Annotated in this window: 13 protein-coding genes; 11 read left to right on the top strand and 2 right to left on the bottom strand. The window is 48.5% G+C overall.

The genetic code is table 11. The annotated features are described in order from the left end of the window. The first annotated feature begins 1 nt into the window (after position 1). From PRIO_RS36480 to PRIO_RS29935, 7 genes are all read left to right on the top strand, one after another. The gene (locus tag PRIO_RS36480) at positions 2–3,520 is read left to right on the top strand and encodes a phage tail-collar fiber domain-containing protein (RefSeq protein WP_052741534.1); all 3,519 of its coding nucleotides are present in this window, start codon (positions 2–4) and stop codon (positions 3,518–3,520) included. 15 nt (positions 3,521–3,535) lie between these two features. After that, entirely contained in the window at positions 3,536–3,874 is a 339-nt protein-coding gene (locus PRIO_RS29955) for an XkdW family protein (RefSeq protein ID WP_020427031.1), read from the top strand. Further along, positions 3,875–4,009, top strand: a complete 135-nt coding sequence (locus PRIO_RS35205) for an XkdX family protein (RefSeq protein WP_020427030.1) — start codon at positions 3,875–3,877, stop codon at positions 4,007–4,009. A gap of 384 nt (positions 4,010–4,393) precedes the next feature. Further along, entirely contained in the window at positions 4,394–5,086 is a 693-nt protein-coding gene (locus tag PRIO_RS29950; protein ID WP_020427029.1) for a phosphoadenylyl-sulfate reductase, read from the top strand. Between the two features lie 39 nt (positions 5,087–5,125). Continuing rightward, positions 5,126–6,301 (top strand): sulfate adenylyltransferase, encoded by a 1,176-nt coding sequence (sat, locus tag PRIO_RS29945; protein WP_020427028.1) that lies wholly within the window; start codon positions 5,126–5,128, stop codon positions 6,299–6,301. A 72-nt stretch (positions 6,302–6,373) separates the two neighbouring features. Then, complete coding sequence (gene cwlD / locus PRIO_RS29940) at positions 6,374–7,120, top strand: N-acetylmuramoyl-L-alanine amidase CwlD (RefSeq protein ID WP_020427027.1); 747 nt, start codon at positions 6,374–6,376, stop codon at positions 7,118–7,120. Between the two features lie 90 nt (positions 7,121–7,210). Further along, complete coding sequence (locus PRIO_RS29935; protein WP_020427026.1) at positions 7,211–8,320, top strand: Mrp/NBP35 family ATP-binding protein; 1,110 nt, start codon at positions 7,211–7,213, stop codon at positions 8,318–8,320. Between the two features lie 43 nt (positions 8,321–8,363). Here PRIO_RS29935 and gerD read toward each other — a convergent pair whose 3' ends face one another. Next, positions 8,364–9,059 carry a spore germination lipoprotein GerD gene (gerD, locus tag PRIO_RS29930; protein ID WP_020427025.1) on the bottom strand — a complete coding sequence of 232 codons (696 nt, stop codon included), beginning with the start codon at positions 9,057–9,059 and terminating at the stop codon, positions 8,364–8,366. A 128-nt stretch (positions 9,060–9,187) separates the two neighbouring features. Between gerD and PRIO_RS29925 the strand changes: the two genes are divergently transcribed. Together PRIO_RS29925 and PRIO_RS29920 are read left to right on the top strand one after the other, a co-directional pair. After that, complete coding sequence (locus tag PRIO_RS29925; protein WP_039786559.1) at positions 9,188–9,778, top strand: KinB-signaling pathway activation protein; 591 nt, start codon at positions 9,188–9,190, stop codon at positions 9,776–9,778. Between the two features lie 173 nt (positions 9,779–9,951). Beyond that, positions 9,952–10,773, top strand: coding sequence for a PPK2 family polyphosphate kinase (locus PRIO_RS29920; RefSeq protein WP_020427023.1), 822 nt, complete (start codon positions 9,952–9,954; stop codon positions 10,771–10,773). Positions 10,774–10,824: 51 nt separating this feature from the next. Here the strand turns inward: PRIO_RS29920 and pdaB are convergent, their stop codons facing one another. Next, positions 10,825–11,628, bottom strand: a complete 804-nt coding sequence (gene pdaB / locus PRIO_RS29915; RefSeq protein WP_039832611.1) for a polysaccharide deacetylase family sporulation protein PdaB — start codon at positions 11,626–11,628, stop codon at positions 10,825–10,827. 107 nt (positions 11,629–11,735) lie between these two features. Between pdaB and PRIO_RS29910 the strand changes: the two genes are divergently transcribed. After that, positions 11,736–12,347, top strand: a complete 612-nt coding sequence (locus PRIO_RS29910; protein WP_020427020.1) for a stage II sporulation protein M — start codon at positions 11,736–11,738, stop codon at positions 12,345–12,347. A 252-nt stretch (positions 12,348–12,599) separates the two neighbouring features. Continuing rightward, positions 12,600–12,830, top strand: coding sequence for a hypothetical protein (locus PRIO_RS29905; protein ID WP_020427019.1), 231 nt, complete (start codon positions 12,600–12,602; stop codon positions 12,828–12,830). Positions 12,831–13,146 lie beyond the last annotated feature (316 nt).

The following is a 13,146-nucleotide window of genomic DNA, read 5'->3' as shown; positions in this document are numbered from 1 at the left end:
TGTGGCAGTATTTGGCGGCATGACATTAACAAATAAAGGCCTCGTGCTACAAGGCAAGGCGCAGGCGGGGGCGCAGCTCAAATATACTCGCATAGCCATCGGAGATGGGGTACTGAGCGGGCAGTCCATCCCCGCGATGAATGCTCTGATATCACAAAAAAAGAGCCTATCTATCACCCGTCTTCAGACGCAACCACCGAATAAAGCGGTAATAGGTGCCTCTCTTTCAAATGCCGATATCACAACCGGATTTTATTTCCGGGAGGTTGGGGTTTTCGCGCAGGATCCGGACGCTGGGGAAATTCTATATGCTTATGCTAATGCAGGGGTAACGGCGGATTATATCGCCCCCGGCGGTGGAACGGACATTATTGAAAAGGTGTTTGACTGTATTGTTGTTGTGGGAACAGCATCGAATATTACAGCAACTCTTGATGATTCGCTTGTTTTCGCTCGGGAGTCCGAGGTCACGGCAAAGTTTAATGTATCGACTGGTCATAAACATACTGGAGTAGCTGGGGATGGACCAAAGATAACAGCTTCAGGATTAGCTGACTCATCGGTGGGTACGGCGCAGCTAGGAGCGAAGGTAGTCACGCAAGCAAAGATTGGGGATAAGGCAGTGGGAGCCGGTCAGCTTATGGATGGTGCGGCTACAGATACGATAATTGGTAATCGGACCATATCAGACGCCGCAGCCCCAACTGGAGACACTGGTACGCCGACTACTCTGCTGGGCTTGCTGGCAAATATGATCAAATCCATTACAGGTAAATCCTCCTGGCGGACAGCACCAGCCACAACGCTGGAGGCTGCCAAGGTCCACGCGGATGATTCCATCCGGCACATTACGGCAGCAGAACGAACCACATGGAACGCCAAGGCGCCTTTAGACTCTCCTACTCTGACTGGGACACCGACAGGCCCAACACCTGCGGCTGATACAAGCACTAAACAATTAGCTACAGCAGAATTTGTGCTGAATCAGGCCGGAACCGCTGCGCCGGGGCGTGACTTCAACAATTCTGGGCTAGTCGGCACATCGAAAAAGTATGCGCGAGAAGATCATCTGCACCCAGCGACGTACCCGAATGATTACAAAACAGCCGCCGCTCTACCGTCAACATATCCGGTGGGTTCGAGTATATTCTTTGCCCTAAATGCAAGTGGTAATGGATGGCCGAGCACCTATGGCACAATTCATACCATTAGGGGATACGATAGCGGAGTGTCCGCAATTCAATACTTTTATCCGTATAATGTCAAAGCTCCTGTAAAGTGCAGGATGGCTTACTATCCTAACGATGTGTGGGGAAATTGGGCGGAAGTCATCGACTCCAGTGGACCATCTACCACCGCATTAGTCCCTAACTTAAATGCTGAGTATGTTGGCGGGTATGGTATATCATTCTCCGCAATTGCCAATACGGTAGCTGTGAGAAATGGAAGTGGAAACCTAACTGGCGTACAATTCGTATCAAGTGCACCCAGTGGGTCAGCCCCGTTTGTAGTCGCATCTAACACAATGGTTCCAGGGCTAAACACAGAGCTTCATGGTGGATTCAAAGTAAGTGAACTTGAGCGCAAAGCAGCAGGTACGATATCTGCTGACCTAAACGCTGGTGCAGCGCTTGTACATGGAAAATATATTTACTCAGATTCCGTCGCTAACTCACCTGTCGCTGGTCTGTGGGGCACTTTGGATGTTACTGTGAGTGATGGCGGCACCTATAACGGGTCAAATTGGATATTTCAAGTTGCCCGGGTGGCAAGTTCAAGCGCTGGGACGACACGAGAGTTCAGAAGAAGCAAGATAAACAATGCTGCCTGGAGCGCCTGGAGTGAGTATTGGCACGCAGATACGCATAACTCCACAGGAGACCCGCACACGCAGTATGCATTAAAATCAACCCTAGCCGATACACTGACCTACGGTGGAGTCATAAACATGTTAGGAGATTCCGGACGATTCGTAGGCCCTGAAAATGACCCAAAGGACTACAAATGTTCCGACGCTTTTGCGAATAGCACCTTTTTCTCATCATGGAACGGAACGTCTGTAGCGGATGGCGGGAAATTTATATATGACAACTCAACCTACGGTGGTGCAGCAGGTTCACTAAACAGCGATGTAGCCAGTCTAGTGACCGCGATTGGTGGAAGTACTCGATATGGCCCAGAGTATCATATCGCCTCATACACAATGGGGCCTGGAACATATGGTCCTAATGCAACCGTTCCTACAGCCTATTTGATGACCGCTTGTAGTAGCATGCCTGCGGGTGGAGTCGCTAGTCGTTTCACGGTATCTTTTTGGATTAGATTAAAAACGGGGACACGTGTAGTAATAGATAAGGACTTCAGGCTTCGGAAGAACGGAGTGATCCAGTCCGCGCCTGTACAGCTAACTAGCGCCGATGGATGGATGCACATCGAAAATGTAATTGGCGCAGGCAGCGGTTACAGTAATGGTGCGCCTTATATACACGCCACCGCTGGCGATGTCGTTCAGATTGCGCTGCCTGTAGTTGTTTTGGGCGGTGTAGGTGTAGGTGTCCACAAAAATCCTGTTATGGGCGCGTCTTTGGGGTTTGTCCCACTTCCGCTTAGTTCCTATACAGCTAGTGATGTACTTGCCAAGCTATTGACTGTAGATGGTGCAGGCAGCAAGTTAGATGCTGACTTGCTGGACGGGCACCATTCCGGCGACTTTCTTCTAGCAGATGGAAGTAACTCCATTTTCTTAGAGCTTGGAGCAAACAGAGGCTCAGGGGGCGTGTCATACATTGACTTTCATACTTCAGGTGCCGGTGACTTCGACGCAAGAATCATAGCAGATGGTGGAAACGGAACGGGGAACGGTACTCTATCACTTCAAGGCGGACGCATCGTTACCAACACACAATTATGGGTTGCCCAAAATACCGCATACGGTGCATCTAGTTCACTTACGTTACCTATTGGCGACAGCGATACCGGGATCAATTGGGTTACCGATGGACGACTTGATTTTTATTCGAATGGTCAGCTTCCTTTCCAATTGAATGGGGACGCGTATTTCAAAACCACTTCTGATGGAATGGTGTCGCTGCCCCATTTTTGGAATGCATATCGTTATAAACCGCTAGTATCCGCGCGTTTGTCGGCTGATACTCCTATCGCTTCAAACGTCATGACGAAGTTGCTTTTTTCGACAAAAGAAGGGGATGCCAGGGGGGAATTTTCAAACGGGACATACACCGCGCAGACAAATGGTTGGTATTTCGTTTCCTCTTTTGTAAAAGGCTTAATAAATACAAATGCAAGTGCTAATTTAAAGATTTTTGTTAATAATGCGTTCCATAAGAGCCTTGCGACACTTGCAGGCAATGGTAACACGCTGTCATTAAATGGCACAGCTATGATATGGTTGACTGCTGGTTGGGCATTGGACATTAGAGTCGAAGTTTTCGGCGGAACGAATTTGTGGGGTTCAAGTACAGATGCCGGATACTTGCACATTACGAAACTAGCGGACTAAAGGAGGGCAATTATCATGAATATGTTTGACGCGATGGTGTACCTGTATCCAGATTTAGAGCCTAAAAAAGACTTTCAAATATGGGATGACAGTGACGGAAAAGGACCATACATCGGAGTGTGGGAGACGGATACCCCGAAACCTACAACCGAAGAGTTACAAAGGGCATGGGAGGAATTACAAGCACAACCAGTACCGGAGTTACCAGAGACTGACGCTGAAAGAATGGCTCGTTTAGAGGCGGAAAACGCAACTTTATTACTGGAGCTTGTGCAGACACAAACAAGGCAAAATCAAGTGGAGAAGGATCAGGCTGCTTTACTCCTGAGTCTCGTGGAAGGAGGTGTGCTGTAAATGAACTGGTACGCATTGGTTAAGCGTTACTTTGACGCGGGGTTGTATACAGGGGAGCAACTGCAGGTATTTGTAACCACCAAAAAGATCACAGATAAACAAGCTAAAGAGATTACAAAAGCAACCGCCGTATAGGCGTTTTTATGAGGGCCTCAGCGAGTTGAGTACGCGAAGCGTGCAAACAAAAAACCACCCGCTATGCGGGTGGAGGGATTTTTAAGAAACCACCCATTCCCCAAAATACTCCAAAAACATTTCTCCCTTATACTACAGATATCCCGAGTTAGTATGTATCATAATCATTCATGTCTACATTGGCCCTGCCGGATTGCCGGCGGGGTACTTTTTTGTTCAGAAACACCTGGAAGCAGTAGCGCTCAAACTCTGTACACAACTTTCACCCAAAATGGATAAAACTATTGACTTCAGCCCTGAATGTCTTATACTATTCCATATAAGATTAGTTGGAATTAGCGGATTTGTTTGTTATGCGGAATACCAGGATGGGGGAATATAATAATGAACTTATTGGAGAAAGAAGATTTAATCAGAGTCAAAGCCGAAGAATTGGAACATGCAACACCGGAGGAAATCATCCGCTGGGCTGTAGAGACTTTTCCTAATATAACCTTTGCCTGCAGCTTCGGTGCCGAAGATGTAGTGCTGGTAGACATGCTTCAGAAGGTCAGTCCGTCCACAGATGTTTTTTATCTGGATACGGATTTTCATTTTAAAGAAACGTATGAGACCAGAGATATAATGGCCGATAAATACGGTATGGAATTTGTCCGTGTATCGCCGCAGATTACGCCGGCAGAGCAAGCCGTTCAATATGGCGAGGCGCTGTGGAGCACCGACCCCAATCAATGCTGTGCAATCCGCAAGGTAGAGCCGCTTACCCGGATTTTGTCGCAGTATGATGCCTGGATTACAGGAATCCGCCGTGACCAGGCACCCACCCGGGCCAATGCCAAAAAAGTCGAATACGACAATAAGTTCGGTCTTGTTAAGTTTAATCCGATTGCCAACTGGACTTCCGAGGATGTCTGGAGTTATATCCGTGAGAACGATGTCGTTTATAACCCGCTGCATGATCGCAATTTCCCGAGTATTGGGTGCGAACAATGTACACGGGCGGTTATGCCGGGTGAAGATCCGCGTGCGGGCAGATGGTCAGGTTCAGATAAAACAGAATGCGGACTGCATAAATAAGAACAGAATTTGAATTGCACAGAAGGAGAGAGCGCATAAATGACTTCGATACTTCCTCATGGAGGAACACTGATTAGACGTGTAGCTGAAGGCGCACACAGAGAAGAACTGCTTCAGCAGGCTTCAGGTTACAAATCAATACCTGTGAATACCTGGACTTTATCGGATTTGGATTTGATCGGGGTCGGTGCATTTTCGCCGCTTACGGGCTTTCTGAATGAAGAAGACTACCACTCCGTTGTCAAAAGCATGCGTCTCGCTGACGGCACGGTATGGAGCATCCCGGTTACGTTGTCTGTCGAGGATGAAGCGGCTTCCGGGCTTGCCGTGGGCGAAAGAGTGTCGCTGATCGGTGAGGAAGACGGGGTTATTTATGGACTGCTCGATATTGAGAGTATTTATGAGGCGGATCAGCAGTTTGAGGCGCAGAATGTGTTCAAAACGACGGACCCTGCGCATCCTGGTGTGAGCAAATTACTGGCTAGAGCGTCAACCTATGTTGGAGGGCCTATTACCGTTCTGAACCGTCCTGCGCCTGAGAAGTTCAAAGAGTTTTACTTCGATCCCGCACAGACACGGCAAATCTTTGCTGACAAAGGCTGGAGAACCGTTGTAGGCTTTCAGACCCGCAATCCGGTGCACCGCGCTCATGAGTACATTCAGAAATGTGCTATGGAGGTTGTGGATGCGTTATTCCTTAATCCTTTGGTGGGGGAGACCAAGTCTGACGATGTGCCGGCGAATGTGCGCATGAAGAGCTATCTTGCTTTGCTGGAGAACTATTATCCAAAGGACCGCACCTTTCTAGGCGTGTTCCCCGCTGCCATGCGCTATGCCGGACCGCGGGAAGCGATCTTTCATGCGATGGTGCGTAAAAATTACGGCTGCACCCATTTTATTGTCGGCCGCGATCATGCGGGGGTGGGTGACTACTATGGCACCTACGAAGCTCAAGAGATTTTCTCGAATTTCACGGCGGAAGAGCTGGGAATCACTCCTCTATTTTTTGAACACAGCTTCTTCTGTGTAAAATGCGGAAACATGGCTTCCAGCAAAACCTGTCCGCATCCGGGGGATCAGCATTTGACGCTTTCAGGCACCAAGGTCCGGGGACTTCTGCGGGAAGGCAAGTGTCCGCCTCCGGAGTTTACGCGTCCTGAAGTAGCAGAGATTCTCATCGAGGGAATGTCTGTGGAAGTCACCGCCCAATCCTAAATAGCCAGTACTATTTGGCCCTCTTGTCCCATATAGATGAGTAGAATCTATCGGGACGAGGGGGTCTTTGTTATGTCTGGCCGAAAGCAGGGGAAAGTCTCGGTCTGGATCTCGTGGAGCAGCATTAAAAAAGGCATGCTTGGTGCTGTCCTGCTGGCGGTGATGATCGGTATTATTGCCTATGATATGCCAACCGCCAAAACACTGAATTACTGGAGTCTGCCGCTGTCGGGCAAAGTCATTGCCATTGATGCCGGGCATGGAGGCCCTGATGGGGGAGCGGTCAGCCGGGAGGGCCTGATTGAGAAGGATATCAACCTTTCGGTTTCTCTATATTTGCGGGATTACCTGCAGCAGGCGGGAGCGATAGTGGTTATGACCCGTGAAGGGGATTACGACCTGGCCCGGCAGGATACGAAGGGGTACGCCAAACGGAAAACAGAAGACCTGAAGCAACGGGTAAGAAGCATTGAAGAGAAGAGGGCAGATTTGTTTGTAAGTGTGCATATGAACAGTGTGCCTTCAGGACGCTGGAGCGGTGCCCAGACCTTCTATTACCCGAATCACACAGGCAACAAAGCTTTAGCGGGTTTTGTGCAGGCTGAGCTGAAAGCAACACTTGAGAATACCGACCGGATAGCCAAGACTGTAAATACTGTATATTTGCTGAAAGCTTTGAAAATGCCTGCTGTGCTTGTGGAGGTTGGCTTCCTGTCCCATCCACAGGAGTCGGCGCTGCTTGGAGACGATGTCTACCAGCGGAAGGTGGCCACCAGCATCTACCGCGGGATTTTGCGGTACGCCTCGGAACAGCCTTAGCCGTTACTACGTTTTGCGGAAGGGTAATGTTATAATAGATCCAAAATACCGGAGCCTTACCCGTCCGGAGAGAAAATTGAGGTGCTTTCCATGCTGACCAGGGAACAAATTCAGGAACTATTGCAGCCGCTTACTGACCCGGAATCCGGAAAAAGCCTTATTGAATTGCAGCTGATTCGCGATATCATGGTCAAAGAAGACCGGATCTCCCTATCGCTCGTATGTCTGGATACCGATGAGAAAAGCCGTATGGAGCTCGAGCAGAAGGTTCGTGATCTGCTGACAGAAGGAGGCGCGGGCAATATTCATATCCGGCTGCGTGATGCAACCGATTATGAGCGCTCTATCCTTCGCGGAGAGAGCACGGAGGACAAGCCGGAGCCGGAACAGGGCGGGGCGCTAAAAGGCCACGCAGCGGGCCTTGAGGGGCACGAGCTGATCAATAAGGATTCAGGAGTGAACTTCATCGCGATTGCCAGCGGCAAAGGCGGAGTAGGCAAGTCTACTGTAACCGTTAATCTGGCGGTCGCACTGGCCCGGAAAGGCAAAAAAGTCGGACTGATTGATGCGGATATCTACGGCTTTAGCATTCCGGATATGATGGGAATTGAAGAAGGACCGATCGTGGAAGAAGGAACGATTATTCCTGTAGAACGTTTCGGAGTAAAAGTTATGTCTATGGGCTTTTTTATCCGCGAGAATAGCCCCGTGATCTGGAGAGGGCCAATGCTTGGCAAAATGCTCCGCCAGTTCTTCAGCGATGTCGGCTGGGGCGAGCTTGACTATATGCTCCTCGATCTGCCGCCAGGTACAGGCGATGTGGCACTGGATGTCCATCAGATGCTTCCGCACAGTAAGGAGATCATCGTTACCACCCCTCATGCGACAGCAGCCTTTGTAGCGGCCCGAGCGGGTTCAATGGCTCTGCAGACCGATCATGAGATCCTTGGAGTCATTGAGAATATGGCTTATTACGAATGTTCGTCCTGCGGAAAGAAGGATTATATCTTCGGCCGGGGAGGCGGAGCAAGACTTGCGGAAACCCTGCATACGGAGCTGCTGGCCCAAATACCTCTGGGTGCACCGGATAATCACATTTCAGAACCGGACTTCTCACCGTCTGTATATAAGGCGGAGACCGCAACGGCGCAGCTGTTCGCTGAAATTGCTGACAAGCTGATCGCCAACAATGAGCAGTAAACCAAAAGAGGCCGTTCCCTTTACCGGGAGGGCCTCTTTTGTCTTAGGAGCCTGAATCATCGCCGCCTTGTTTACTTTTTCCGCCCTGCCCCTGCCCCTTTCCCTGTCCTTCTTTACCTTCCCCGCCTTTTTCTACCTTAGGCTGCAGCTCGTCCTGCACCACCGTCTTTAGAAGATCGAGCACCTCCATGCGGAACAATGGATTTTGCATGGCTTCCTGCATGATGGTCATGGATTGCTTGCGGTAATCGGAGGTTTTGGTAAGATCAAGGAACATCTTCATCATTTCAGGTGATTTCATGATTTCGGCGACTGACTTTTGGTATGTTGGATCTTTGATTAGCTGAAGGTGAAGCTCCTTGCTTTGTGAGTTGACCGCTTTGGCAAAGTCACCTGCGAACTTCGGATCGGTCATGATTTTTTCAATTTCCTTCTGGTACTCCGGTGCTGTAATGGTGTCCTTTACCGCGACCCGGATTTGTTCAGTGGTTTGCAGCGGCATCATTTTCATGCTTAATCCGCTGGTGCTGGTTCCTTCGGTGCCGGAGCTTGGAGTGGACATCGCTTCCTCGACGGCTTTTTTTCCCTCTTCGCTTTTCAATATATCTACAACCATGGTCTTCATTTCCTTGTAACTGACTTGTCCGGAAGAGGAACCGCTCTGTTCGCTTCCACATGCCGTTAAGGCCATAACCATGCTAAGCACCAAGCTTCCAGTCCACAAAGTCCTCCACTTCATTGGCGCTGCCCTCCTTTATAGGATTCCTGCATGTAGTATGCCGCAGAGACAAGCTTTTATGTTGCCTGGCAATGGTTTTTTGTCGGTAAGCTTGGTAAAATAAATCTGACATGTGGGAGGTGAACAGGCTGAATATAAAGAAATGGTTTTTTTTATTCTGGACGACGCTCCTGATCGGGGCTGGAGGGGCAGTCATTGCCGGATTGGCACTGCAGACCGTAAACGGCACCATTCATTTTAAAAGCACAGCCGATACTTTGATCTACCCTTTGATTCTCCTTGGCTACGGTATGCTTGTGAGCGTTTACGCCCAACTGGGGTTTTTTGCGTATCTGATTCTGAACTACATGGGAATCGGGGTGTTCCCGCGGAGGGTTTGGCAATACGTTCAGGTAGTTTTGGCGGTACTTGCACTGCTTGAGCTGATTTTTCTGCGTACCTTTGTAGGGAGCGGACGGGATGTTTCTTCCGATTGGATTTTAGGCATCGGCATTCTGCTTACTGCCCTTATTGTTGCTTATTTCAAAGTGCGGAGCACGAACCTCACAGCCTGGATTCCGACATTTTTCTTTATGACAGCCATCACCATCGTTGAGATCATTGGCGTACTTCAGATTGGGGTGGACAGTGCTACTGTATTTATTGTGATTCCGCTGGTTGCCTGCAATGCATTCCAAATTCTGATGCTGCACCGTATCCTGAAGCCGATATCCGCATAAGCTGCAGCCCATAAACCCCGGTCCTCAGTCATGAGAAGTCGGGGTTTTGTTGAAAATATAAGCAGGACGGCGTTGGTGTCCGAACTTAATCCGATTAAAATCGGAAGCATCAGGTTAATCTTTAAGAACAGTTACATAACTAAAAAACGGTTGAGACGACTAGGAGGGAATATATGAACATCAAGCGCTATATGATAAAAGACACAAATGAATCTGTCCTGAAAAAACTCGACCCCGACGAGAGCGGGGACTTTAAATCCAAGGAAGAGGCGGAAGCCAAAACGGCAAAGCTCAAAGAGCGTCTAGCCGAACTCCAGGATATCCTTTTTGCCCAGAAAAAGCATTCCCTGCTGGTCATTCTTCAAGGAATGGACTCCAGCGGAAAGGATGGCACGGTCAAGCACATTTTCTCCGGCATTAATCCTCAGGGGTTCATGGTCACCAGCTTTAAGAAACCTTCTCTGGAGGAAGAGGCGCATGACTTTCTATGGAGAGTGCATATGAAGACGCCGCCCAAGGGATACATCGCCGCGTTCAACCGGTCGCATTATGAGGATGTTCTGGTGCCGCGCGTGCATGGAACTTTGAAAAAAGAAGAAAGGAAGCGCCGCTTCCGCTACATTCGCGAGTTTGAAGCTATGCTGGCTGAAGAAGGCACAACCATCATCAAGCTCTTTTTGCATATTTCCAAAGATAAGCAGCTTGAAAAGATCCAGGAACGGCTGCAGGACCCGGCCAAACATTGGAAATTTGATGCCAGTGATCTGCAGGAGCGGCAGTATTGGGATGATTATCAGGCAGCCTATGATGATGTCTTCAAGGAAACCAGTACAGATACCGCACCCTGGTACTGGATTCCGGCCAATCACCGGTGGTACCGCAATTACCTGGCTTTAGCCATTGTTGTCAAAACCCTGGAGGGCTTGGATCTGAGCTACCCGAAACTGGATACCCCCACACCCGATATTTCGCAGCTCATCTCTCCAAGACATTAATAACTGTTGGCCCGCATCTGCACCAGGAGCACTGCGATACCACCTTGATTTCTACATCCCGGCGGCATCCTCCAAACCATCATTTAACATGGCGGAATCCCGGACTTCTTTACCTTCAGCACTGCCCTGGCTGATTAGTTCGGAGACAGTGACAAATTCATAACCTTGGCTGCGCAGATTATCGATAATCTGAGGAAGGGCCTCATGGGTCTGCTTGCAGGAATCACTGGCATGCAAAAGCACAATATCACCGGGATGCGCCTTGCTGGTCACTCGTCTCACGATATTGTCCACGCCGATGTTTTTCCAATCCAGCGAGTCAGTATCCCACTGAATGACCTTGTAGCCCAGATCGGTTGCCACCTGAAGCACTCTTTTGTCAAAATCACCATTCGGCATCCGGATCAAATTTGGCTCTTTCCCGGTTAGCTCCGTCAATACAGTATGGGCTGTGGTGATTTGGTTTTTTATTTCTTCATTGCTTAAGGCACTGTAGTTCACATGCTTGTGGCCGTGGCTGCCGATTTCGTAGCCTGCGTCTTTAATGCTTGTAACGATTTCCTGATGCGTCTTGCTCCAGGGGGAAGAGAGGAAGAAGGTCGCTTTATCTACCTTTTTATCTTCGAGCACCTTCAGAATCGGTCCGGGCCGTTTCTCTCCCCAGCTGATGTCAAACGTTAAGGCGATGAGCTTCTTTTCCGTCGGCACACTGTAAATGGCGGAAGGGGCCGTTTCCGAAAAAACGGTAATATTCCCTCTCTCGACATAGACGACACCGGCAGCAAGAAGCGCAGCGGCAAAGATATAAATGAACCGTTTTATCTTTTTGCCGCTGAATACATAAAAAGAATTCATAATGTCAGCGCTCCTCTCCCATGCGAAATGCTTGTTTGTTCTAAATGTATGCTCGTACAGGGCGCTTATGACCTTAGATATGTCCAACATACTTTCAGGAGGTAATTATGCTATCTTTTCCCGCTTTCGCCAGAGATTTATCTACCATCCGCAAGGCCTTATTGTTCGCACTTTTATTATTTGTGGCGGGAGGAGTTATAGGCTGGATTGGCACCGGCAGTCTGCAAAAGCTGCTTTCCGGCCAGTTGGAGGGTTTAAGTAAAATCAGCGGCAGCCTCAAGGAATCCGCACATCCGCAGTGGAGCTTTTTTCAATTTATATTTCTGAACAACAGCATCAAAGGCGTGCTCATAATCTTCCTGGGTGCTATTTTTGGTATCCTGCCTGCATTGTTTTTATTGATTAATGGCGGCGTAATCGGCTATCTGATTCATATCTCGGCCATGCAAGGCATGGATTTGTTTGACCTTATTGTCAAAGGGCTGCTCCCCCACGGGATTATTGAAATTCCGGCCATCATCATCGCCTGTGCCTTTGGTTTGCAGTTTGGCTGGAATGTAATCTCCGATCTATTCAGTTCAGCTGCGGCAAGAGAAAAGAGAAGCGGGGCGTGGCCGGCCTTTATGCGCCAAACCTTAAGAGCCTCCATATGGATAGTGATCCTGTTATTCGTAGCGGCCATCATTGAGAGCACAATTACATTTTCACTTTTATCATAAAATTCCACAGAAATGAGCATAACATTAAAGGCATCCGATTTTGGGTTTTGCCGGGGAGGAACGCATGCGGGGTTTTCGGAGAAAGCCATAAGGAATTTTTTTATAATTATGGTTACAGACACGACGCTCCGGTTAATCTAGTTTAAGTGGATATATAACCCTCTCTTCCCCTCCAATGGACTATCTTCAATTGCACAAGCAACGGCGCTTACGGATTTTGTTGGACTTAATTTCATGAAGGAGGCCAAGCATATGTTGGGAATGTTGTTCAACGAGAAGGAATGCAAGGAGCTGGACTATGTTTTGCGTAAAGAGCTTGATGAAATGCTCCTTGATTTAAGTGATCAGCGCTTGGACCACAATATCAGGCATGCTATTGCCAATCGATATAAGACTGTATTTCGGATGTATGCACGGTTTGCACCGCAGAAGGAGCTGTCCAAGTATGCATGGGGAGGACGTTATTCCCAGTCTAAACATTAGAACCTTTGATTTTAATTAAATAGGTTGACTAAAAGGGAGCCGCTGTGATACATTATATCTCGCGCTCCTTTTCAATGTTTTGGAGAGCGGCAAATGGCAGGCAAAGATGAAAAAAACTTTTTTCGAAAAAAACGCTTGCCAAATGCATAGGCGCTGTGATATATTATAAAGGTCGCCGCTGACAAGCGACGATGAAAGAAAAAGACATTGATCTTTGAAAACTGAACAACGAGTGAGTGGGATTTCACACAAGTGAAATCCAAAACAGATGAGTTTCACAGCGTGTTTCACGCTTTAGAAATTTCATCAGAGAATG

Source organism: Paenibacillus riograndensis SBR5, assembly GCF_000981585.1.
Taxonomy (GTDB): Bacteria; Bacillota; Bacilli; order Paenibacillales; family Paenibacillaceae; genus Paenibacillus_AQ; species Paenibacillus_AQ riograndensis.
This window is presented reverse-complemented; position numbering and strand designations above follow the sequence as displayed.

What these genes read in the sequence shown, in the direction of transcription:
- PRIO_RS29935 (WP_020427026.1), top strand. Translation starts at nt 7,211, where the DNA reads ATGCTGACCAGGGAACAAATTCAGGAACTATTGCAGCCGCTTACTGAC.
- PRIO_RS29950 (WP_020427029.1), top strand. Translation starts at nt 4,394, where the DNA reads ATGAACTTATTGGAGAAAGAAGATTTAATCAGAGTCAAAGCCGAAGAA.
- PRIO_RS35205 (WP_020427030.1), top strand. Translation starts at nt 3,875, where the DNA reads ATGAACTGGTACGCATTGGTTAAGCGTTACTTTGACGCGGGGTTGTAT.
- pdaB (WP_039832611.1), bottom strand. Translation starts at nt 11,628, where the DNA reads ATGAATTCTTTTTATGTATTCAGCGGCAAAAAGATAAAACGGTTCATT.
- cwlD (WP_020427027.1), top strand. Translation starts at nt 6,374, where the DNA reads ATGTCTGGCCGAAAGCAGGGGAAAGTCTCGGTCTGGATCTCGTGGAGC.
- gerD (WP_020427025.1), bottom strand. Translation starts at nt 9,059, where the DNA reads ATGAAGTGGAGGACTTTGTGGACTGGAAGCTTGGTGCTTAGCATGGTT.
- PRIO_RS29905 (WP_020427019.1), top strand. Translation starts at nt 12,600, where the DNA reads ATGTTGGGAATGTTGTTCAACGAGAAGGAATGCAAGGAGCTGGACTAT.
- sat (WP_020427028.1), top strand. Translation starts at nt 5,126, where the DNA reads ATGACTTCGATACTTCCTCATGGAGGAACACTGATTAGACGTGTAGCT.
- PRIO_RS29920 (WP_020427023.1), top strand. Translation starts at nt 9,952, where the DNA reads ATGAACATCAAGCGCTATATGATAAAAGACACAAATGAATCTGTCCTG.
- PRIO_RS29910 (WP_020427020.1), top strand. Translation starts at nt 11,736, where the DNA reads ATGCTATCTTTTCCCGCTTTCGCCAGAGATTTATCTACCATCCGCAAG.
- PRIO_RS29955 (WP_020427031.1), top strand. Translation starts at nt 3,536, where the DNA reads ATGAATATGTTTGACGCGATGGTGTACCTGTATCCAGATTTAGAGCCT.